The sequence below is a fragment of the Paenibacillus sp. MMO-177 genome, assembly GCF_037147795.1.
Taxonomy (GTDB): Bacteria; Bacillota; Bacilli; order Paenibacillales; family Paenibacillaceae; genus Pristimantibacillus.
Genome location: NZ_JBBCUR010000001.1, coordinates 1,215,581 through 1,236,300, shown reverse-complemented (window position 1 = coordinate 1,236,300; position 20,720 = coordinate 1,215,581). Strand labels below are relative to the sequence as shown.

The window sequence follows — 20,720 nt, the reverse complement described above, 5'->3', positions numbered from 1 at the left end:
TTTGGCGCAAACATGTCAGGTATTTTACCCAAAAATTGTTGACTTGTCGTGAAGGCTGCGTTATGATCAGAACATGAAAACGACTACTCGCCATGAGTTGTAACGATCCGGATCATATTTGGCGCAAAATTATCGATGGAGAGTGTAGACATGGAAAAACTGAGAATGGCATTTATCGGCGTGGGAGATATGGGCTCGCATCATTGCATCGGTTTTGATCTGCTGCCGGAGTGCAAGGTGAATTATATTTGCGACATGAACCAGACAAACGTGGACCGTACGCTTGCGGAGCTGAAGAATAGCAAGCCGGTTATCGTAACCGACTATAAAGAGCTCATACATAAAGAAGACATCGATGCGGTTGTCATCAGCGTTCCGAACTATTTGCACCGTGAAGTAGCGGTTTCTTTTCTCGAAGCAGGCAAGCATGTCTTTCTGGAAAAACCCGTTGCCCATACCCTTGAGGACTGCAACGCGATTATTGAGGCAGCCGAGACTCATAACCGGATTTTGCAGATTGGTCTCGTGTACCGTTACTCCAATGTATACCGGAGAATGGCCGAGGAGCTGGAGCGGGGCCGCCTTGGCGATGTGAAGTTGATGTGGTGCAAAGAGTTCCGCGATCCGTTCCCGCCGACGGAATGGTTCTATGACAAGAGCAAGTCGGGCGGCGCATTGGTCGAGAAGGACTGCCACCACTTTGATATTTTCAATTGGATGATCGGCTCGAAGCCGGTACGGGTATTCGCAACCGGCGGACAACACGTGATGAAGCAGGGGCAACCGAACCTGATTACGAACTCCTACAGCCATTACCCTGCTAAGCCAATCGAGGATGTCTCGATCGTCGACCATGCCTGGGTAACGATTGAATACGAGAACGGAAGCAAGGCGAATCTTGGCCTTTGCATGTACCTGAAGCCTCGCAATTTGATGGGGGACGGCCTTGAGATCGGGCTGATCGGCGAGAACGGCGGCCAGATGGTGGCGAAAAACGACAAAACGATCGACATCGTTGGCGGACAAAACTTTACCCGCGACCACCTCGATATCGACGTTACCTCGGACTCCATTATGGGCGGACATACCGGCGGACAAACGCAGCGAATTGAATTCGTGAAGAGCGTGAAGGAAGGCAAGCAGCCTTTTGCCTCCGCTTATATCGGCAGAGACGCGCTTCTGATTGCGCTGGCGGCGGAGAAATCCATCGTGGAAGAACGCTATGTTTACGTGAACGAACTAATGAAGTAAGGGGGTGCCCGGATGAAAAGCAAGCTGAGAAGATACGACACACTTATTTTCTTCTTATTTATTTCCCCTTGGATAATCGGATTCTCGCTCTTTTTCCTTGTTCCTTTCGGTACTTCCGTGTTTTACGCGTTTACCGATGCCCGCCTGCCGGGCGCGGCGAACTATAACTTCGTCGGGTTATCGAACTTCGTGGACATGTTCAATAATCCGATCTTCAGCAAAAGCTTGGGGAACACGGCCTACTTCGTCATCATTGGCGTTCCGATCGTAACGGCGGGCATGCTGCTGCTGGCCTTGCTGCTCAATATGAACGTCAAAGGCATCGCCCTTTACCGGACCTTTTATTACCTGCCGACGCTTGTGCCGATCGTGGCGACCGTCATCATCTGGCGTCTGGTCTTCAACTCGGAATTCGGCATTCTGAACGCGGGGTTGTCCGTGTTTGGGATCGGAAAGATTGACTGGATGGGCAGCGAAGGCTTGATCAAGCCGGTTATCATCTTGCTGCAGGTATGGATCTCCGGGAGCGGGGTGCTTATCTTCCTGGCCGCTCTCAAGAACGTGCCGAAGCATCTGTATGAAGCGGTTCTCATCGATGGGGCTAACAAGGTTCAATCGTTCTTCCGCGTGACACTTCCGATGATCAGTCCTTCCATTCTGTTTGTTGTCATTATCCAGACGATGTACAACTTTCAGATGTTTACGGAAGCGCTGCTGCTGACGAAGGGCGGGCCCAATTACGCGGCGTACACCTTTGTCTATAACATCTACAAATCGGCATTTACGGATTTGAAATTCAGCATGGCGATGACGCAGTCCATCTTCCTGTTCGCGCTGATCTCGCTGGTTACGTTTGTTCTGATGAAGCTGTCGAAGCGGTTTGTCTATTATGAAGGCGAGAAATAGAAGGGGGATACAAGATGACTACGTCTAACAGACGCGTGATGAAGCAAACCGGCAAATACGCGCTTCTGACAGCCGCGCTGGTGCTGTTCGCGGGACCGCTCGTATGGATGCTGTCGACGATGCTCAAGACAAAAGCCGAAACGTACAAGGTTCCTCCGACGTTGCTGCCTGAATCGCTCAACTTCGAAGCGTTCAACAGGCTGTTTGATGTACAGCCGCTGATGTGGAGGTGGATCCAGAACTCCTTCGCCATCTCCGCGCTTGTGGTGCTTGGCGCGGTATTGTCCAGCTCGATCGTAGCTTACGGCTTCTCGCGTTTTTCAACCAAATACAAGGACCGGCTGTTCCCGATCGTCCTGATGACGCTGATGATCCCGCCGTCCATTCTGATGATCCCGTCCTACGTGCTCTTTACGAAGCTGCACTGGGTGGATACGTGGCTGCCGCTCATCGTTCCGGCATGGCTTGGCGGCGCGTACTACATCTTCTTGTTCCGGCAATTTTTCATGACGATCCCTCAAGAGCTTGACGAAGCGACTTATCTCGACGGAGGGAACCGGTGGACCGTGTTTACGAAGGTTATCATGCCGCTGTCCAAACCGATTGTCGTCACCACAGTAATCTTTGCTTTCGTGAACTCATGGCTCGATTTCCTCGGACCATTCCTTTACATCAAGAGCAACAACATGTTTACCCTCAGCGTTGGTCTGCAGCTGCTCATCGGCCAGACGAGTCAGGATTTCCCGGCGCTTGCCGCCGGCGCTTTTATCAGCATTGTGCCAATCGGTCTGCTGTTCCTGTTCGCGCAACGCTATATCGTTGAGGGGGTGGTGCTCACGGGTTCGAAGGGGTAAGGACGATAGGGAGAACAACACGGGCAGGCATAAGATTTTCAATACTGCTGTTTTCAAAATAATCTAAAGGGGAACTGGATATGAAAACAAACAGAAAGTGGTTATTGGGTCTTTTTACGCTGGTATTATCCATGACGATTATTATCTCCGGCTGCGGCAGCAGCAACAATAATGGCGGTTCGAATACCGCGGCAAACGGCGGGCAAAGCGATAACGGCAGCGCCGAGCAGACAGAGAAGCCAGCCGAGCCGGTTACGATTACGTATTCGCAATGGGGAACGGCGGAAGAGCTGCAGCGTACGCAAGAGCTTCTGGACAAATTCATGGAAGCCAATCCGAGCATTACCGTTAAGCTGGAAGGCAAGGACTGGGGCAGCTATTGGGACGGTCTGACGGCTAACGCCGCTGGCGGCACGCTTCCCGATGTATTCAAAACCAGCTACGCCTTTATTGAGAAATATGCCGAGCTTGGCATCTTCAAAGAACTGGACGGTCCGCTTGCGGACAACGGCTTCGACCTGAACAATATTGACCCAAGCCTGCTCGGTCTACATAAATACAACGGCAAGCAGGTATCGCTTCCGATCGACGCGAACGTTATCGTCTGGTATTACGATAAAGCGATCTTTGCGGATCCGAAGAAAAATCCGAAGAACGCGCCCGTTCCTTCCCTTGAACCAACCTGGAATGAGATTATCGACATCGCAACCAAGCTGACGCTCGACAAGAACGGCAAGAACCCTGGCGAAGCCGGCTTTGACGGCAACAACATCGTGCAATGGGGCATGTCCGTATCGCCTGGTTCCTCCATGGATTGGTTCCTGGAGCCGGAGCTGTGGTCCAACGGCGCGAAGCTTGTGAACGATGACGGATCGCTTGCCCTGAATACCCCTGAAGCACGTGAAGTACTGGACTTCTTTATTGACGCAACGAAGAAAAAAATCAATACAACGCCTGCGCAAATCGAAGGTCTTGGCGGCCAGGTGAACCTCGGCATTACAACCGGCAAGGTTGCGATGAACCCGGGCGGCAACTGGAATACAACCAACTTCAAGGAAGCTAAGGTAGATTACGGCATTACGTACCTCCCGAAATTCAAAGAAAACAAAACGGTTGTACAACCGGCCGGTATCGCGATTTCGAGCAACACGAAGCATGAAGAGGCAGCTTACAAGCTGCTGGCATGGCTGGCAGGTCCTGAAGGTCAAACCGAGCTGGCGAAGCAAGGCTACTCGATTCCTGCGAATAAAGCGGCATCCGATGCTTATATCGCAACCGCAGGCGAAGCGAATAAAATTTTCCTCGACGCGCAGCAGTTCGGCATCATCTCGCCGTTCACGGTGAAGAAGACGGATCTGGTATGGACATACGGCGAGCAATCGCTTAAGAATCCGCTTGCCGGCGACGGCGACGTGGATGCGGCCATTAAGGATCTGGAATCCAAGCTGAAATAAGAGGGTTAAGGAAAAAGCGGGGGAAAGAGGCGTTTGGTCGCTTCTTTTCCCTTTTTTGCTTAGGCCTGAAAGCCTGAAATGACGGTGTTTCTTGACTATTGATGAATAGGGCTATACAATAGAATTTGCCGCAACTTTTGCGTTGTTGCCGCAATTATAGAGAGCATATATTCGATATAGGAACAGAGAGGAACGTATGATGGCCAAGTTGAAGGATATTGCAGAGCAGGTCGGGGTATCGATCTCGACGGTATCGCGGGTCATGAAGAATGACTCCACCCGTTCCGTCAGCGAAGAGACCCGTAAGAAAATTTGGGAAGTTGCGGAGAAGCTCGGCTACAAGGCGAACCGTGCGGAGAAGCTGGGCAAATCCGATAACAAGCTGATGGTTCATATCGGCTGTGTCGTTGCCATTCCTCAGAACAAATATAATAATCCATACTTCTCCGTTATTCTGGAGGGTATCGAGAAAGCATTGACGGAGTCCGGCCTGCGGCTGGATTTTGTATACAGCATCGAGAATCAGCAGGATATCCAGCAGCTGCAGTCCCTCGTGAAGGAGCACCGGATTGACGGCATGATTATTGTCGAGCGGATTGATGCGGATGCATACCAGTGGATCAAGCAGAACGTGAAGGCTGTTGTTGGCGTGGATTTGGCGGACAGAACGATTCCGGTCGTCTGTTACGACCGCGAAGCCGCGGCGAAGGAAGCCGTGCAGCATCTGATCAAGCAGGGACATAAGCAGATTGGATATATTGGCGGTCCGGAGCTGAATGATCCTTTCCGTCAGGAGAAGCGATTCCTCGGCTACCAAAGCGCGATGCGCGAAGCGGGGCTGGAGCTGAACGACAATTGGATCATCGACGTGAAGTGGGATGTATCCCTCAGTTACGAGCTGACCAAGCAGGCATTCGAGAAAAAAGGCTATTCGCCAACCGCCATATTCGCGGCCAGCGATATGATGGCGATTGCGGCAATGCGCGCCGCTTCGGAGCGCGGTCTTCGCATTCCCGAGGATATCGCGGTGGTTGGCGTCGATAATATCGAAATTTCCGAGTTCACTTCGCCGCCGCTTACAACCATCCACGTACCGAAAATCGAGATGGGAATGTTCGCGGTGAAGCTGCTGCTCGATTATTTGAATCATCAATATTCGCTGCCGGTGCGCATGACGATTCCGTACCGGATGGTATACCGCCGCTCTTCCGAATCCCAGCAACCGGCCATCAGCAGCGTGCAATAAAAGAGTAAAGGCGTCCTAAAGTCATCCTTGATGGCTTAAGGGACGCCTTTTTTATGCGCATGGCATTGAACTCTGCAAGTAGAACTGCGCTCCGCCTGGCCCTAGGCACAATGCGCATGCAACCGTATAGCAAACGCGGAGTTGCGATTGCACGAAGTGCAGGATAATGACCCAAAACAGTGGCTGCTGATGAGATATGCTGCATGGAATGCAGTATATTGTTCGTAAGGCGCTCAGATAAACCGTTTTTCCCCTGATATCCTGCACTCCGTGCAGGATATGGCTATTAGAGAGCCCCAAATGTACGATTACACTGCATATCGTGCAACATAAACCAAGGGATTGCTCACCCCTGCGCCCGGGCCTTGGCGGTGCGGGCGTAATCAGACGGCGGCATGCCGGTCGCTTTCTTGAAATCGCGCGAGAAATAATGAATGCTGCTGTAGCCTAACATAGCGGCAATCTCGGTCATGTTGTACTGCTGCTCGCGGATCATCGTTTTTGCTTCCTCGATCTTAAGCTGCTTGAAGTAGTCCATCGGACCAATGCCGGCCTGGGCGTGAAACACTTCCTTAAGCCGGCTTTTCCCCAAGTGAAGCTCCTTGCACAGCCTGTCCAAGGTCAACTGCTCGGCCAAGTGTTCGCGCATATAGGAGATAATCCGGTCGGCCGTTCGCTGCTCCGCTTTCTCCGTCTGGAAGGAGGCGGGCTTGCGCGCGGATTGCCGGTCGGCATCTTCCTGCTGCCGGATCAGCTGAATGAGCAGGATCTCCAAGTAATTGCGCATCGCCTGCTCGCTGGCGAAGGGGGCGTCCTCCCGGGTAACAAGCTCGTGGAGATCGGACTTGTCGTAAGGCGGTTCAAAGGAATAAAAGCCTTCCTGCATGAGCAATGACAGCAGATTCCGTTCTTTTGTCCCGAGCTGCATAATCCGGTTCTCAAAGCTCTGCATGCACGGGGAAGCGCACTCGAAAGAGAGTACGAACAGATTGGGCGGCTTATGCTGGCTGCCAACCTTCACCGTATGGAACTCTCCCGGCTTATGGAAGATGATCATGCCTTGTTCCAGTTGATGCGTCTGCTCATCAGCCCTTACTTCCACATTCCCCTTGTCCACGTAAAGCAGCTCCCAGAAGTCATGCTGCTCCCCTTCAAATATGTAGCCTTTCGCAAATTCAAAGTAATGGAACGAAATCAGCTTGCGTACCGCAAGCATTTCTTTCAACGTATGGCGAATGAATTCCACCTTTTGCCCTCTCCCTTTTTTGCCCTGTTTGCACTAATTATAAATCCTTTTCGCCCTGTGCAAAAGGTCCGGCTGATTTGCTAAAGAAGGGCTTCGCGGCTCCCTTTATAATGGCACTATAAAGAGCTGAAGGAGGCTGCCTCACTTGAAAAAAGGGATAAATATTTGGTCATTTCCGGCAGGCATGAGTATAGAGGAAAGTATTGAACTGGCGAAGGATGCGGGCTTTGACGGCATCGAGCTGTCGCTGAACGAGACAGGCCCGCTGAGCCTGGAAAGTACAACGGAAGAAGTACGAGCAATCCGCCAATTTGCGGATAACACCGGTATCGAGCTGTCGAGCCTGGCAAGCGGCTTGTATTGGGACTACCCGCCAACCAGCGAGAATGAGCAAGTGAGCGCAAAAGCGTTTGACGTTGCAAGAAAGCAGCTTGAGCACGCGGCTGCGCTGGGCGTGGACTCGGTGCTGATCGTACCTGGTGCGGTAGGCGTTGATTTTATTCCGAATGCGCCGGTGGTTCCTTATGACCGGGCGTACGACAATGCGCTGGCCTTCTTCACGAAGCTGGCGAAGGAAGCGGAAGCGGTGAAGGTATCCGTTGGCATCGAGAACGTATGGAACAAGTTCCTGCTGTCGCCGCTTGAAATGCGCGGATTTATTGACGCGGTTGGCTCCGAGTATGTCGGTTCTTACTTCGACGTAGGCAATGTTGTATATTCCGGCTACCCGGAGCATTGGATCTCGATCCTGAACAAACGGATCAAGAAGGTGCATTTCAAGGATTACCGCAGACAAGCGGGCGGACTTCACGGCTTTGTAGACTTGCTTGCGGGTGACGTAGACTATCCGGAAGTTATTCGCGCGCTGGAAGCAATCGGCTATAACGATTACGTAACGGCGGAGATGATCCCGCCATACACCCATCATACGAAACAAATCGTGTATAACACGTCGGCTGCAATGGATGCGATTTTAGGGAGGACGGAACGCTAATGCTAAAAATTGGACTGATTGGACTTGGATTTATGGGCAAGACCCATCTAGAGAACTACCTGCGTCTCGAAAGAGAAGGAGCGCCGATTCGCGTCGTAGCGCTGTGTGACGTGGACGATGTGAAGCTGAACGGCGGCGGCATCGGAGGTAATATCGATACTTCCTCGGAGAACGCGATCGATTACGGCCGGTTCAACAAATATACGTCGGTGCAAGCAATGCTGGAGAGCGAGAAGCTTGATGCGGTGGATATTACGCTTCCTACCTTCCTGCACCGCGATGTCACAACCCAATGTCTGAGCAGCGGCGTTCATGTGCTCTGCGAGAAGCCGATGGCGATGAATGCGGAAGAGTGTGACGCGATGATTGCGGCCGCGGAAGCAAGCGGCAAGCAGCTGATGATCGGGCAATGCCTGCGCTTCTGGCCGGCTTATGTCTACCTACAGGAGCTGGTCAGCAGCGGTAAATTCGGCAATGTAACAAGCGCATACTTCTACCGCGGCGGCGGCACGCCTTCCTGGGGACCTTGGGTGCTGGTGAACGAAAAGGGCGGCGGCGCTTTGCTCGATATGCACGTGCATGATACCGATGTCGTGAACTGGCTGTTTGGGAAGCCGGAAGCGGTATCGTGTTATGGCAGAAACGTAATCGCGGGAAGCGGCTACGATATCGTCTCCACGCATTATCGTTATGCGGATAACAAGATTGTATCCGCCCAAGTGGATTGGACGTTAAATGGCGACTATGGTTTTAAGATGGGCTACAAGGCTAACTTTGAGCATGGAAACGTGCAGTTCGATGGCGCTTCCGTCAAAGTTAATCCGAATGACGGAGCAGGCTTCACGGCCGAGCTGCCGGCTGATCAGGGCTATTACTATCAGCAAAAATATTTCATCGAAGCGCTTATCCACGGCTTGCCGCTGGATACGGCTACTCCGGAGAGCACAAAGGGCAGCATCGAGATCGTAACGGCGGAGCGGGAATCGGCGGATCAACGCGGCGCATGGATTGCGGTACCGTAAAGGATCGCCATGTCATGAGCAAACAGCATGATTTTTCTTTTTCAGCGGGCGCTGCCGGCTTTACGGACAAAGAATGGCGGGAGCTGCCGCCCGCGGAGATTGCTTATCAGCAATGGCTTCAAGTGGAGCAGCCGCCTGAGACGGAGGTTCGCGGCGTATACGATGAAGAGGCGCTGCACCTGCAGTTCCGGGTCTACGAGGAGTCGCCGGTCATGCGTCACAGGCGGCATGGCGATCCGGTCTATCAGGACAGCTGCGTGGAGTTTTTCGTTCAACCGCTGCCCGCCCGGGATTCGCGGTATCTCAACTTTGAGCTGAACGCCGCCGGTGTGCTGCTCTTGGAGATTGGGGAGAGCGGCGGCTCGAAACGCATGCGGATTCTGCCGGAAGCCTCAAGCCAGTTCGGCATACGCACGGCTCTTGGCTTATGGAATCCCGAATGCCGCAGAATGTATTGGGAGCTTAACCTGCGTATCCCGTTTGCTTTCATTAAATACTGGTTTCCGGATTTTCGGGCTGAACCGGGTGCTATAATGAAGGGCAACTTCTATAAGTGCGGCGATCTGACGCCGGCCCCTCATTATTTGAGCTGGTCGCCGGTTCAGTCGGATACCCCAAATTTTCATCGCAGCGACAGCTTTGGAACGCTGGTATTTAAATAAGAACGCATAAAAGCAGTGGTGCCTTGCACCGCTGTTTTTTTGTGTATATCCCGGCAATATCCGTTCAAGTCCGGTTAAGCGACTCGGTTATTCACATAGTTACCCACATATCAACGGGGTGAATATGCGGGAAAAGTAGACTTTCAACAGCTTCTATCCACATATCCACAGGTTATTTTATCCACACGTCATTAATAATTAAGGCTCTTAATTTTTTTGTTAATCCCCTTAAGAATAAGGAGTATAAGCCGCAGGGCTTTAAAAAAACACCGGCCGTTTTCTATATTTTCCAAGGTGTGGTAAGGTAATCATAAGAACGGGGTTCATTATGGATAGGAGGGAAATGATGAGAAAGAAGGGCATGTGGATAGGTGGGGCTATAGGCTTGCTGCTGATTGCCGGATGCGCGAACTCGGACACGAACGAACCAACGCCAACACCAGTGGTTAGTGAACTTGCTGAAACGCCGGTGCCTAGCATAGAAACGCCGGAAGAAGAGCCTACGGAAACGGATAATGGGGCGGTTAACGGACAATTGGAGCTGAGCCGTCTGGAGAACGTATTTGCGTTCGCGGACGAAACGGGGCAGCAATTGATCACTATTCCTAATGATAACGGGGATGAAGTGGAGGATCCCGAGCAGTTTGTTTCGGCTATCGGAAATGGCGGAGATCTAATCCATATCGAGTATGTCCGCCGACAGGAGGCCAATGACCAGGATAACAACAGACAATCGATCAATAACTTCAATAATATGGCGGGGTATATTTACAAGGTGAAGGGCGAAGGAATTCTCTTGTCGAATAAATCCTATCTGTTGGCAAAGGAAGGCGTTGTTAATCAAGGTTCCTTGGTCGACTTAACCAGTGCCGAAGACGGGCAATATGAACAGGCGGATGCCGATACAATAGCCCGGGTTCAGGAATTAAAGGGCAGAAAAGTGACATCGAGCAGCATACTTTCCGAATCGGACCAAGAGAAGATCATCCTGTTTGTATTCGAACGCGAAGGAGACGACATGCTGGCAAGCCTCGCTTACCTTGGCGACGATAAAATGCTGTTCAAGGATTTCCCCGCAACCTATAACGAATCCGGTACTTGGCGGGTAGATGGAGGAGACGACCCGGGACGATTCGAGGTACTGTTCCTGGCCCATTCAGATGAGGGAGTGCTGCTGGGAATCGCATGGGCGGGTTTCGAAGGCGAAAACCTGTTTGTCCTACAGGGAGCAGACGGCGCCCTGCAGGATACGGATCTTAAAGGCGGAAGGTATTGGTCGCCTTCATAACCATTTTGTTTTGAGAGCAGCCGAAAGGCTGCTTTTTTTTATAGAGTATCTAGGCATTACATGAACTATCCGTTTATTCGTCTGGGAAAATAAGTTTGCTTTCGAGCAGTTGACAAGAAACCATACTGAAAGTAATATACCTATAGGGGTATACGTATTACACTCAAATCTACAACCCGTCGGGCAAAGCAAATGATATTTGTTTTTCATATTGGCTAAAAAACCTACAATTTGAGGAGGCTATAACATTGCTTGATATTAAAGTAAATCAGGTACTGGATTGCAAAGGCTTGGCATGTCCGATGCCGATTGTCAAAACAAAGAAAGCGATGGATCAGCTTGAATCCGGTCAGGTGATTGAGGTTCAGGCAACGGATAAAGGTTCGCTTGCCGATATTCAAGGCTGGGCGAGAAACACGGGCCATCAATATTTGGGAACTGTCGAAGAGGGAGATTTGCTTAAGCATTATCTCCGCAAATCCAGCCCGAATGAAGTGAAGGAAGAGAAAAAACATCCTCTTACGGCGTCCAACGACGAACTTTTGAAGAAGCTGCAAGCGGCAGAGAACGTAACGATTCTCGATGTGCGGGAGTCGGCCGAATATTCGTTTAATCGCATACCCGGTGCCGTATCTATTCCGCTTGGCGAGCTGGAAGATAGAATAAGCGAACTGAAGCCGGAGGATGAGCTGTATGTCGTTTGCAGAACGGGCACCAGAAGCGATTTGGCCTGTCAGCTGCTCGCAAGCAAAGGCTTCAAGCAAGTAACGAATGTGATACCGGGCATGTCGGAATGGACAGGGCCAACGGAAAAGCTGTAAACAAACAACCCAAAAAACGGAGGTTATCTAATATGAGCACTAAAGTAGCAATTATCGCAAGCAACGGCGGAATGTTTGACGCGTACAAGGTTTTTAACATTGCAACGGCATCCGCGGCAACGGACGCAGAGGTGGCTATTTTCTTCACTTTCGAAGGCTTGAACCTGATTCACAACGAGATGCATCGTCAGCTGCCGCTCCCGGCAGGAGCGGAGCATATTGCGGAAGGCTTCAAGCAAGCCAATGTTCCGTCTATTCCGGAGCTGCTGGCAATGGCTATGGAAATGGGCGTAAAAATCATTGCCTGCCAAATGACGATGGATGTCATGAATTTGAAAAAAGAAGACTTTGTTGACGGAATCGAAGTCGGAGGAGCCGTTACTTTCCTCGACTTTGCCAAAGACGCTAACGTTTCTTTGACTTTCTAAACCATAATCCTAATTTTATATTCTCCTAAGGAGGCTTCAATAATGACGGATACAATGATTACAAAAATGACAGCGAAAGAGCTTACCCGCATGGTGCTTGATAAGCAGGATTTGTTTATTCTCGATGTGCGCAACGAAACGGATTTCAACGATTGGAAAATCGAAGGCGACAGCATTGAAATCATCAATATTCCTTATTTCGAATTGCTGGAAGGCGTTGACGACATTCTTCCCCGCATTCCGGACGGCAAAAAGATTCTTGTTGTCTGCGCGAAGGAAGGCTCTTCGAAATTCGTGGCTGAACAGCTGGCGGAAGCGGGCCGCGGCGACGTATTTTATCTCGAAGGCGGCATGAAATCGTGGAGCGAATACTTGGAGCCGGTAAAGATCGGCGATCTGAAGGACGGCGGCGAGTTGTACCAGTTCGTGCGGATCGGCAAAGGCTGCTTGTCTTACATGGCTGTATCGAATGGCGAGGCTGCGGTCGTCGATACGCTGCGAATGACGGACGTATTCGAGCAATTCGCTAAGGAGAAGGGCGCGGTAATCAAGCATACGCTGGATACGCATCTGCATGCCGATCATATATCCGGAGGCCGGAAGCTGGCCGAGACAACGGGTGCTACGTATTGGCTGCCGCCGAAGGATGCGGAAGAGGTAACTTTCGGCTACGAGAAGCTGGAGGAGGGCCGCGATATTACGGTCGGAAACACAACAATCCGGATTCAGCCGGTCTATTCCCCTGGCCATACGATTGGCAGTACGTCCTTCATCATTGACGATCAATATCTGTTGACCGGAGACATCTTGTTCATCGAATCGATCGGCAGACCCGATTTGGCTGGCAAAGCAGAGGATTGGGTGAGCGATTTGCGGGAGACGCTGTACAAACGTTATAAATCCTTGTCGGAGGATCTGCTGGTTCTGCCTGCCCATTTCGGCAAGATCACAGAGCTTGGAGAAGGCGGAAGAGTCATGGCGAAGCTGTCCGATTTGTACCGCAGTAACCCTGGTCTCAATATTGCGGAAGAAACGGAATTCCGCCGTACGGTAACGGAGAATCTGCCTCCGCAGCCTAACGCTTATCAGCAAATCCGTGAAACCAATATGGGGAAAATAACTCCAAGCGACGACGAGCAGCGCGATATGGAAATCGGTCCTAACCGCTGCGCCGTTCATGATAAATAAAAATAATCATTCATACTAGGAGGAAACAAACATGAAAACAGATCTTACGGTAGATACAAAGGGAATGGCATGTCCGATGCCGATCGTAAAAGCGAAAAAAGCATTGGATAGCCTGCAGGCAGGCCAGGTTATGGAGGTTTTGTCTACGGACAAGGGCTCGGTAAACGATTTTCAAGCGTGGGTAAAGCAAACGAAGCATGAGCTGCTCAGTCATGAGGAAGACAACGGCATTTATAAATTTTACGTTAGAAAAATTTAAATGATAGGAAATAAGCGAATACGCCTTCGCGCATTCGCTTATTTCAAGCCGTCATAGACGATGGTAACGCCAAGCGTGCAGTAGGTTTCTTCTTTGTAATGTCCCTGAGGGCAGGATTTAGTCGTGCAGGCCGTATTCGACACAGCTTGAAGCTTATCATCGCAAACAGGGCATTTATTATCAAACCAGCCTTTTATTTTGTTGAGCATCATTATACCTCATTTCATATAAAATTACTTGGTATTATTATAGCTTCTTTTATACGCTGCGTATACAGGTTTTTTGTGCAAAAACGTTGTATTGGAAGGAGGGGAACAATGGATACTCTGCTCTACATCATCATGGCAGCCCTTGGGCTTATTGGCTCCTTCTTTTCAGGTTTGCTAGGTATCGGCGGCGCGATCATTAATTTCCCGCTGTTATTATATGTGCCGCCTCTGTTTGGTGCTGCATCCTTTTCAGCCCATGAGGTTTCTTCGATAAGTATGTTTCAGGTGTTTTTCGCCTCGCTTGCCGGCGTACTGGCCTTTCGCAAGAAGGGCAAGGGCGCGCAGGCGGTTCTCCATAAAGGGCTTGTTGCTTATATGGGCAGCAGCATCCTCGCAGGAAGCTTGATCGGCGGCTTCTTGTCGGGAATGCTTGACGGAAACATGATTAATTTGATTTACGGAATCCTTGCCGTGCTTGCCGTTATCCTTATGCTTATTCCCCGCAGAGGGACGGAAGAAAAGGCAGGGGATCTGTCCTTTAATAAGTTTATCGCGGTAGGAGCTTCGTTTCTTGTAGGGATTGTGTCCGGCATTGTGGGAGCGGGCGGGGCTTTTATTCTGATTCCGATCATGCTGACGGTGCTGAAGATCCCTACGCGAACCACTATAGCGTCCTCTCTTGCCATTGTGTTCATTTCGGCGATTGGGGGAGTAGCCGGCAAACTAACCGGCGGAGGGATTCCGCTTTGGCCTACGGTGTTTACCGTAATCGGTAGTCTGATCGGGGCACCGCTTGGTTCCAAGGTGAGCTCCAAAATCAATGTGAAAATGTTGAGATACGGTTTGGTCGTGCTTATTGCGCTTACGGCTGTGAAGACGTGGCTGACGATCCTTTAATTGGAGCGGATGGGGTTATTGTAAAAGAGCTTTTTGTCATTTTATAATACCTATAGGGGTATTAGTATAAAAGAATACAAGATCGAAAGGGTGTCTGAATCAGGACATGGCAGAAAAAACGACGATTGTTTTGTTTAGCGGCGATTTGGATAAGGCGATTGCGGCTTTTATTATAGCAAACGGGGCAGCGGCCTATGATCATGAGGTTACGATCTTTTTCACGTTCTGGGGTCTGAACACGCTTCGGAAAGACGAGGTCGTCAAGACGCGCAAAGGTCCTCTGGAAAAAGCGTTTGGCTGGATGATGCCGCGAGGCGCCCGGAAGCTGGGGTTGTCTAAAATGAATTTTGGCGGCCTTGGACCGCAAATGATTAAGCATGTGATGAAGAAGCATAATGCCTTGTCGCTGCCGCAGCTAATTGAGCTGGCTCAAGAGCAAGGTGTCAAGCTTGTAGCCTGCACGATGACAATGGACCTGCTAGGACTGCAAAAGGAAGAGCTTATCGACGGATTGGAATACGCAGGTGTAGCCGCCTATCTCGGCGATGCGGTTGACGCGAAAGTAAATCTTTTCATTTAAAGGTGTTAGTATAGATGAAATTTGCTCTATACTATACCTATACCGGTATGATATAGAGAGGAAGATAACAAATGGATTACAACTATACGGATGCGATGAAGACCAGATTAAGAAGAATTGAAGGGCAAATCAGAGGCGTGCTTCGTCTGATGGAGGAAGGAAAATCCTGCAAGGACGTCGTATCGCAGCTGTCTGCGATACGAAACGCTTCGGATAAAGCGATTGCGCAGATAGTCGCGGAGAACCTGCAGCAATGCATTCTCGCTGAGCAAGCCGCTGGCAATAAAGATACGAGTAAAATTGTACAGGAAGCGGTAGAGCTGCTGGTAAAGAGCCGCTGATGCTTTCCGATCGAATATGAGAAAAGGAGAATCGTTATGGCATTTCAAGTAACTAAAACGATTTCGCCGGCAGAAGTTGCCGAGAAGCTTAAGCAGGGTGAGACCTTGTATATGGTGGATGTCCGCGAGCCTAACGAGTGGGCGGCAGGCCATGTTGAAGGAGCGAAGCATATTCCGCTAGGCCAGCTTGGCGAACGGCTGCATGAGCTCGATCCTTCCGCGGAGATCATTATGATCTGCCGCAGCGGCAACCGAAGCGGACTGGCCTGTGAATTATTAAGCGAGAAAGGCTTTAATGTTGTGAATATGACGGGCGGATTAAACGCCTGGACAAGCGAGCTGGTCTAATGAGCACGGGGACCCTGATCAATATTGTCATTATCGTGCTGATAGCATGGTTTGCTTATTCCCGCATGAAACCGGGCAAAGGCTTGAGAAACCTGAATGCCGAAGCGTTTAAGGAAGAAAGCGTTAAGTATGGAGCGTTAATTATTGATGTCCGGGAGCCCGGGGAATTCAAGAGCGGATTTATTCCGGGCGCACGGAACATTCCCTTGTCCCAGCTTTCCCGTCGCCTTGGCGATATTCCGCGGGATAAAACGCTGCTGCTATACTGCCGAAGCGGGATGAGAAGCAAAAACGCGGCGGCATTGCTGCGCAAAAACGGATACAGCGATCTTGCTCACCTGCAAGGCGGCATAAGTGCATGGAAGGGCAAGCTGGCAAAATAATAAATAGCGAAATGGCTGTCGGGTTTCCCCGGCAGCCTATTTTTGTCCTATGCTTGTTCTCGCCGGCTTGGAGAATACAGCTTTGCGCTTGCTTGTTACCAGCCGAAGTCTAGCGTTTTACCGGTTTCGCTGTAGGTCTTGATATTGCTTAACATCATCCACCAATGCTCTTTCGAATTTGCAAAGGAGGGATGATCAGGCGTCCATTGGTCATTGACAAGCGTCAGCTTGGTGCATTTGCCTACGGTCTCCATGGTGAACGTTACTCTGGATTCAAGCTCGGCATGGTTGTCCCGGTAAGAAGGGCCCGGATGCTCCCGATAGCTGAGCACTTTGCCTTGATCCGCCTCCAGTATTGTGCCGTATACATGAACCGTATTCTCGCCGTCTGCTCCGGGGCCGACGTACTCGAAGGAAGCGCCGGGCTCCAGGGTAGAGTTCAGGACAGTTCCGAAAAAGGTGCTCCGCGTTCCTTCCGGACTGACAAGCGTCTGCCAAACCTGCTCGGGCGAGGCATCGATATAGAATACATAGTTGAGTTCCATCTTTGAAATATCCTCCTTGGATTCTATCTATATTTTCTTCTAGGCTGAGGGTTCTTCTTAGATGTGTGTGGTAAACTCATTATAGATGGATGCTTTTTCTAAGTATTGTAAAAACGCGACAGGAACAGGAGTGAAGGGATGAGCCATCCGCAAAACCGGCCCAGCATGGGCGTTCTTGGATTAAACGGAGCAGGGGATCAATTCCGGCTGGAGCGTTATCCGGCTTCGGAGGTTTTGTCGCCTTTTATCATGCATTACTGGATTGTTCAATGGAACTTGGAACAGGATGACTCCCATTGGCAGCATGTTGTACCCAATCCGTGCGCCAATCTGGTGGTGGAGCAGGGCAAAACCTTTTTCTACGGACCGGGCAAGGAGAAATTTTCCTATCTGCTGAAGGGAAGCGGAATCGTCTTTGGCGTTAAGTTTCGGCCGGGCGGCCTATATCCGTTTGTGAAAAAAGAGCTGTCCGAGCTGACAGGAGGACCTATAGAGGTGGAGACCGTGCTCGGGATACAAGGCTTGGAGCTTGAAGAGCTTGTGCTTGCCCATCGGGATAGTGACCGCCGGATGATTCAATGCGTGGAGCAGCTGCTGGCCGAGAGGATCCCGCCATATGATGACCAGATCGAGGAAGTTAACCGAATCATCGATTATGCGGCAGACAATCGGGGTATAACCAAGGTAGAGCAGGTTTGCGATGCATTTGATATAAACATTCGGCGGCTTCAACGCTTATTCGCCAAATACGTTGGAGTGAATCCGAAGTCGGTTATCCGGCTGTTCCGGCTGCAAAATGCCGCCGAAGCGATGGATTTGGGGCAAGCCCAGGATTTAGCCGGGTTGTCGGTTGAACTGGGTTATCACGATCAGGCGCATTTCAGCAAAGACTTCAAGGCGGTGATCGGCCGTTCACCCGAGCAGTATTTATCGGGCGTTATAAGCTAAGGCAGGAACAAAAGGAGTGTTGGCAATGAAGAGACAAAAGCTGCTGATTGGCGGACAAGAGGTTGAGACGGCACAATATACGACGCTTTATGCGCCTTATTCAAAGGAAGCGATTGCCGAGATTGCGGATGCCGGATTAGCGGAAGCGAATCTGGCTATTGAAGCAGCGGAGGCAGCCAAGGCAATGATGCGTAAAATGCCGGCCCACAAGCGTGCCGCTATTCTGGAAAAGCTCGTGCAGCTGCTGGCCGAGCGCCGGGAAGAGGCCGCGCGGCTTGTCGCTCTGGAGGCGGCCAAGCCGCTCAAGGCTGCTTATGCCGAGGTAGACCGTACGATTCAGACTTATCAAATCGCCGCCGAAGAAGCGAAACGCATACATGGAGAGACGATTCCCATGGATGCGGTGCCGGGCGGCGAAGGCCGCTTTGGTTATACCGTTCGCGAGCCTATAGGAGTCGTTGGCGCCATAACGCCATTCAACTTTCCTCTCAATCTGGTTGCCCACAAGCTTGGGCCGGCGATTGCGTCCGGGAATGCAATCGTGCTGAAGCCTGCGCCGCAAACGCCGCTGTCCGCGTATTTTATCGCGGAGCTGCTTCAAGAAGCGGGTCTGCCGGAGGGAGCGCTTAACGTGATTACCGGCGATGGCCGTCTGCTGGGCGAGGCTATCGTGAAGGATCCGAGGGTGAACATGGTTACCTTTACGGGCAGTGCGGCGGTTGGCGCAAGCATTCGCGCAATGGCTGGCATTAAGAGGGTAACGCTTGAGCTGGGTTCGAACTCCGCGGTTATTATCGATAAAGGCGTGGATATCAAAGCCGTCGCGGCCCGCGCAGCAGTTGGAGCATTCTCCTACCAGGGACAGGTATGCATTTCGCTGCAGCGCGTTTATGTGCGGGCAGAAGTGTTTGAGGAATTCGTGGAGCGTTTTACGGCAGAGGTTCAAAAGCTTCAAGTTGGCGATCCGCTAGATCCGGCAACCGATGTATCGGCATTGATCTCGGAGCGGGATGTTACGCGGGCGCTGGAATGGATGGAGGAGGCGCGTGAGCTTGGCGCAGCCGTTGCCTGCGGCGGTAAGGCGGAAGGCGGCATTGTGCTGCCGACCGTATTGCTGAACGTCCCTTCCCATGCGCAGGTGTCATGCAAGGAAGTGTTCGCTCCGGTTGTCATTGTGAATCAGGTGGGCTCCCTTGAAGAAGCGGTTGAGAAGGTGAACGATTCCGAATTCGGGCTGCAAGCTGGCCTCTATACGAATGATCTGAAGACGGCGCTTGATCTGTCCGAGCAGCTGCAGGTAGGCGGAGTGATGATTAACGATATCCCGACGTTCCGAGTAGACCAAATGCCGTATGGCGGCATTAAGCAAAGCGGCCTTGGCCGCGAAGGCATTAAATACGCCATTGAGGATATGACCGAGCTGAAGCTGGTCGTCTTTAATCGGGGTTAGATCTTCGTGTTGGCAGGTGTCGTCCTCTCGATAGAGGGCGGCGTCTTTTTGGTCAGTCCGGCTCCCGATGCTCCGTGCTCTAACGAAACTGTGTATGCTTATTTAGCGAAAAACAACCTATTCCAGAATCTAACGAAACGTCGTATCGTTATTTGGCTGGTTTAAGCTGAAAAGACGAGTAAATACGGAGAATAGCGATATGACGTTTCCTTAGAAATGAAAAGCAGCTATTTTGGAGCAAATAGCGTTATGTAGTTTCGTTAAAGCTCTAATGGTGAAACCTTCCAGGAACCGGAGTCGTATATGCGGAAGCAGAAATGCAAGAACGAAGGAAGTAGCCATGACCGGGACCGGCTTCTCCAAAATGTTTGATATCCAGCATAACCAGTTCCTCGTTGTGTACTGCGCAAATTGCGGATACTCCAAAATTTTACAATAAGGAATCTTCGGCAGGCCCCAACCTTTTGGATTTGTTTTTTGGGTAGGGTTAGCGATTAAAAGGTACAACGATTCAAGCGGCCGTCAATCCGATGGCTGCTTTTTCGTGCGGAAATATGCGAAGCGATGATTTTCTCTAAAACGAGTAAAATATATTGTAAAACGATAAATGATATGCTACATTCAAAACGACAATTATGAAGTGAGGTGCATGTTTGTGGAACGGGGATCAACGCTCTTTTTGAAGGTGACCGTGTTTCTTATGGGGCTTCCGGTTCTTGCATTGTGTATTCTAGGGCTGCCTGCAATAATGAAGGAGGCGACGGACACATACCCGGATTATTGGGTTTATCCGATCATTATCGCGATGTACTTGTCGGCGATACCTTTTTATATGGCGTTGTATCAGGCGTATAAGCTGCTCGGTTATATTGACAGGAACCAGGCATTCTCCAAGTTATCCGTGAAGGCGCTGAAAAATATTACGTACTGCGCGATTGCGATTTGCGTGTTTTATGCGGCAGCCGAACCTTTCGTTTATTTCATTGCGGATAAGGAAGACGCTCCCGGTCTGATCGTTGTTGGTTTGGTCGTTATTTTCGCCTCATTGGTCATTGCAGTCTTCGCGGCTGTTCTTCAGAAGCTGCTCAAAAATGCCATCGATATAAAATCGGAAAATGATTTAACGATCTGAGGTGAAATAACATGGCGATCATAATTAATGTCGATGTGATGCTGGCCAAGAGGAAGATGAGCGTGACCGAGCTCTCGGAGCGGGTGGGAATAACGATGGCGAACCTGTCGATTCTGAAGAACGGCAAGGCTAAGGCCATTCGGATTTCAACCTTAAATGCCATCTGCAAGGCGCTGGATTGTCAGCCGGGAGATATATTGGAATACAGAATGAGCGAAGACGACACGGAAGATAAGGAAGAATAGATTTCAGTTAGAAGTTAAGCTGC

At 50.7% G+C, this 20,720-nt stretch carries 25 protein-coding genes and 1 pseudogene; 23 read left to right on the top strand and 3 right to left on the bottom strand.

Features of this window, described 5'->3' with window-relative positions:
- The first annotated feature begins 150 nt into the window (after positions 1-150).
- The 5 genes from WFK81_RS05590 to WFK81_RS05570 all read left to right on the top strand — a co-directional run bounded on the left by WFK81_RS05590 (position 151) and on the right by WFK81_RS05570 (position 5,711).
- Entirely contained in the window at positions 151-1,251 is a 1,101-nt protein-coding gene (locus WFK81_RS05590; protein ID WP_336785428.1) for a Gfo/Idh/MocA family protein, read from the top strand.
- Between the two features lie 12 nt (positions 1,252-1,263).
- Positions 1,264-2,157, top strand: coding sequence for a carbohydrate ABC transporter permease (locus WFK81_RS05585; protein ID WP_127492528.1), 894 nt, complete (start codon positions 1,264-1,266; stop codon positions 2,155-2,157).
- Between the two features lie 14 nt (positions 2,158-2,171).
- The gene (locus tag WFK81_RS05580) at positions 2,172-3,011 is read left to right on the top strand and encodes a carbohydrate ABC transporter permease (protein WP_127492530.1); all 840 of its coding nucleotides are present in this window, start codon (positions 2,172-2,174) and stop codon (positions 3,009-3,011) included.
- Between the two features lie 80 nt (positions 3,012-3,091).
- Positions 3,092-4,465 (top strand): ABC transporter substrate-binding protein, encoded by a 1,374-nt coding sequence (locus WFK81_RS05575; RefSeq protein ID WP_336785427.1) that lies wholly within the window; start codon positions 3,092-3,094, stop codon positions 4,463-4,465.
- 199 nt (positions 4,466-4,664) lie between these two features.
- Positions 4,665-5,711: a LacI family DNA-binding transcriptional regulator gene (locus tag WFK81_RS05570; protein WP_336785426.1), complete on the top strand. Its 1,047-nt coding sequence runs from the start codon at positions 4,665-4,667 to the stop codon at positions 5,709-5,711.
- A 346-nt stretch (positions 5,712-6,057) separates the two neighbouring features.
- Here the strand turns inward: WFK81_RS05570 and WFK81_RS05565 are convergent, their stop codons facing one another.
- Entirely contained in the window at positions 6,058-6,957 is a 900-nt protein-coding gene (locus WFK81_RS05565; protein WP_336785425.1) for an AraC family transcriptional regulator, read from the bottom strand.
- 145 nt (positions 6,958-7,102) lie between these two features.
- Here WFK81_RS05565 and WFK81_RS05560 point away from each other — a divergent pair, with 145 nt between their 5' ends.
- The 8 genes from WFK81_RS05560 to WFK81_RS05525 all read left to right on the top strand — a co-directional run bounded on the left by WFK81_RS05560 (position 7,103) and on the right by WFK81_RS05525 (position 13,619).
- Complete coding sequence (locus WFK81_RS05560) at positions 7,103-7,951, top strand: sugar phosphate isomerase/epimerase family protein (protein WP_336785424.1); 849 nt, start codon at positions 7,103-7,105, stop codon at positions 7,949-7,951.
- A complete protein-coding gene (locus WFK81_RS05555) occupies positions 7,951-8,973 on the top strand; it encodes a Gfo/Idh/MocA family protein (protein ID WP_336785423.1) in 1,023 nt (340 codons plus the stop codon). The genes WFK81_RS05560 and WFK81_RS05555 overlap by 1 nt, the downstream gene beginning before the upstream one ends.
- Before the next feature lie 14 nt (positions 8,974-8,987).
- A complete protein-coding gene (locus tag WFK81_RS05550; protein ID WP_336785422.1) occupies positions 8,988-9,635 on the top strand; it encodes a carbohydrate-binding family 9-like protein in 648 nt (215 codons plus the stop codon).
- A gap of 346 nt (positions 9,636-9,981) precedes the next feature.
- Positions 9,982-10,923, top strand: coding sequence for a hypothetical protein (locus tag WFK81_RS05545; protein WP_336785421.1), 942 nt, complete (start codon positions 9,982-9,984; stop codon positions 10,921-10,923).
- A 248-nt stretch (positions 10,924-11,171) separates the two neighbouring features.
- Positions 11,172-11,744 carry a sulfurtransferase TusA family protein gene (locus WFK81_RS05540; RefSeq protein WP_336785420.1) on the top strand — a complete coding sequence of 191 codons (573 nt, stop codon included), beginning with the start codon at positions 11,172-11,174 and terminating at the stop codon, positions 11,742-11,744.
- A 32-nt stretch (positions 11,745-11,776) separates the two neighbouring features.
- Entirely contained in the window at positions 11,777-12,172 is a 396-nt protein-coding gene (locus tag WFK81_RS05535) for a DsrE/DsrF/DrsH-like family protein (protein WP_336785419.1), read from the top strand.
- A 42-nt stretch (positions 12,173-12,214) separates the two neighbouring features.
- Positions 12,215-13,360: an MBL fold metallo-hydrolase gene (locus tag WFK81_RS05530; RefSeq protein WP_336785418.1), complete on the top strand. Its 1,146-nt coding sequence runs from the start codon at positions 12,215-12,217 to the stop codon at positions 13,358-13,360.
- Between the two features lie 31 nt (positions 13,361-13,391).
- Positions 13,392-13,619 carry a sulfurtransferase TusA family protein gene (locus tag WFK81_RS05525; RefSeq protein WP_336775500.1) on the top strand — a complete coding sequence of 76 codons (228 nt, stop codon included), beginning with the start codon at positions 13,392-13,394 and terminating at the stop codon, positions 13,617-13,619.
- Positions 13,620-13,657: 38 nt separating this feature from the next.
- Here the strand turns inward: WFK81_RS05525 and WFK81_RS05520 are convergent, their stop codons facing one another.
- On the bottom strand, positions 13,658-13,828 hold the full coding sequence (locus WFK81_RS05520) for a hypothetical protein (RefSeq protein ID WP_336785417.1): 171 nt from the start codon (positions 13,826-13,828) through the stop codon (positions 13,658-13,660).
- A 108-nt stretch (positions 13,829-13,936) separates the two neighbouring features.
- Between WFK81_RS05520 and WFK81_RS05515 the strand changes: the two genes are divergently transcribed.
- The 5 genes from WFK81_RS05515 to WFK81_RS05495 all read left to right on the top strand — a co-directional run bounded on the left by WFK81_RS05515 (position 13,937) and on the right by WFK81_RS05495 (position 16,377).
- Positions 13,937-14,725 carry a sulfite exporter TauE/SafE family protein gene (locus tag WFK81_RS05515; protein ID WP_336785416.1) on the top strand — a complete coding sequence of 263 codons (789 nt, stop codon included), beginning with the start codon at positions 13,937-13,939 and terminating at the stop codon, positions 14,723-14,725.
- 106 nt (positions 14,726-14,831) lie between these two features.
- Positions 14,832-15,305, top strand: a complete 474-nt coding sequence (locus WFK81_RS05510) for a DsrE/DsrF/DrsH-like family protein (protein ID WP_127492556.1) — start codon at positions 14,832-14,834, stop codon at positions 15,303-15,305.
- Positions 15,306-15,376: 71 nt separating this feature from the next.
- Positions 15,377-15,646, top strand: coding sequence for a metal-sensitive transcriptional regulator (locus tag WFK81_RS05505; RefSeq protein ID WP_127492559.1), 270 nt, complete (start codon positions 15,377-15,379; stop codon positions 15,644-15,646).
- A gap of 36 nt (positions 15,647-15,682) precedes the next feature.
- Positions 15,683-15,994 (top strand): rhodanese-like domain-containing protein, encoded by a 312-nt coding sequence (locus WFK81_RS05500; RefSeq protein ID WP_336785415.1) that lies wholly within the window; start codon positions 15,683-15,685, stop codon positions 15,992-15,994.
- On the top strand, positions 15,994-16,377 hold the full coding sequence (locus tag WFK81_RS05495) for a rhodanese-like domain-containing protein (RefSeq protein ID WP_336785414.1): 384 nt from the start codon (positions 15,994-15,996) through the stop codon (positions 16,375-16,377). Before WFK81_RS05500 ends, WFK81_RS05495 begins: the two co-directional genes overlap by 1 nt.
- Positions 16,378-16,472: 95 nt before the next feature.
- Here WFK81_RS05495 and WFK81_RS05490 read toward each other — a convergent pair whose 3' ends face one another.
- Positions 16,473-16,922 carry an SRPBCC family protein gene (locus WFK81_RS05490; protein ID WP_336785413.1) on the bottom strand — a complete coding sequence of 150 codons (450 nt, stop codon included), beginning with the start codon at positions 16,920-16,922 and terminating at the stop codon, positions 16,473-16,475.
- A gap of 138 nt (positions 16,923-17,060) precedes the next feature.
- Between WFK81_RS05490 and WFK81_RS05485 the strand changes: the two genes are divergently transcribed.
- The 5 genes and pseudogenes from WFK81_RS05485 to WFK81_RS05465 all read left to right on the top strand — a co-directional run bounded on the left by WFK81_RS05485 (position 17,061) and on the right by WFK81_RS05465 (position 20,697).
- On the top strand, positions 17,061-17,870 hold the full coding sequence (locus tag WFK81_RS05485; RefSeq protein WP_336785412.1) for an AraC family transcriptional regulator: 810 nt from the start codon (positions 17,061-17,063) through the stop codon (positions 17,868-17,870).
- A 25-nt stretch (positions 17,871-17,895) separates the two neighbouring features.
- Positions 17,896-19,320 carry an aldehyde dehydrogenase family protein gene (locus tag WFK81_RS05480; RefSeq protein WP_336785411.1) on the top strand — a complete coding sequence of 475 codons (1,425 nt, stop codon included), beginning with the start codon at positions 17,896-17,898 and terminating at the stop codon, positions 19,318-19,320.
- Between the two features lie 271 nt (positions 19,321-19,591).
- Positions 19,592-19,805 (top strand): annotated as a pseudogene (locus WFK81_RS05475) (zinc ribbon domain-containing protein).
- A 170-nt stretch (positions 19,806-19,975) separates the two neighbouring features.
- Positions 19,976-20,452, top strand: a complete 477-nt coding sequence (locus tag WFK81_RS05470) for a DUF2975 domain-containing protein (RefSeq protein WP_336785495.1) — start codon at positions 19,976-19,978, stop codon at positions 20,450-20,452.
- A gap of 11 nt (positions 20,453-20,463) precedes the next feature.
- Positions 20,464-20,697 (top strand): helix-turn-helix domain-containing protein, encoded by a 234-nt coding sequence (locus WFK81_RS05465; RefSeq protein ID WP_336785410.1) that lies wholly within the window; start codon positions 20,464-20,466, stop codon positions 20,695-20,697.
- The last annotated feature ends 23 nt before the right edge of the window (positions 20,698-20,720 follow it).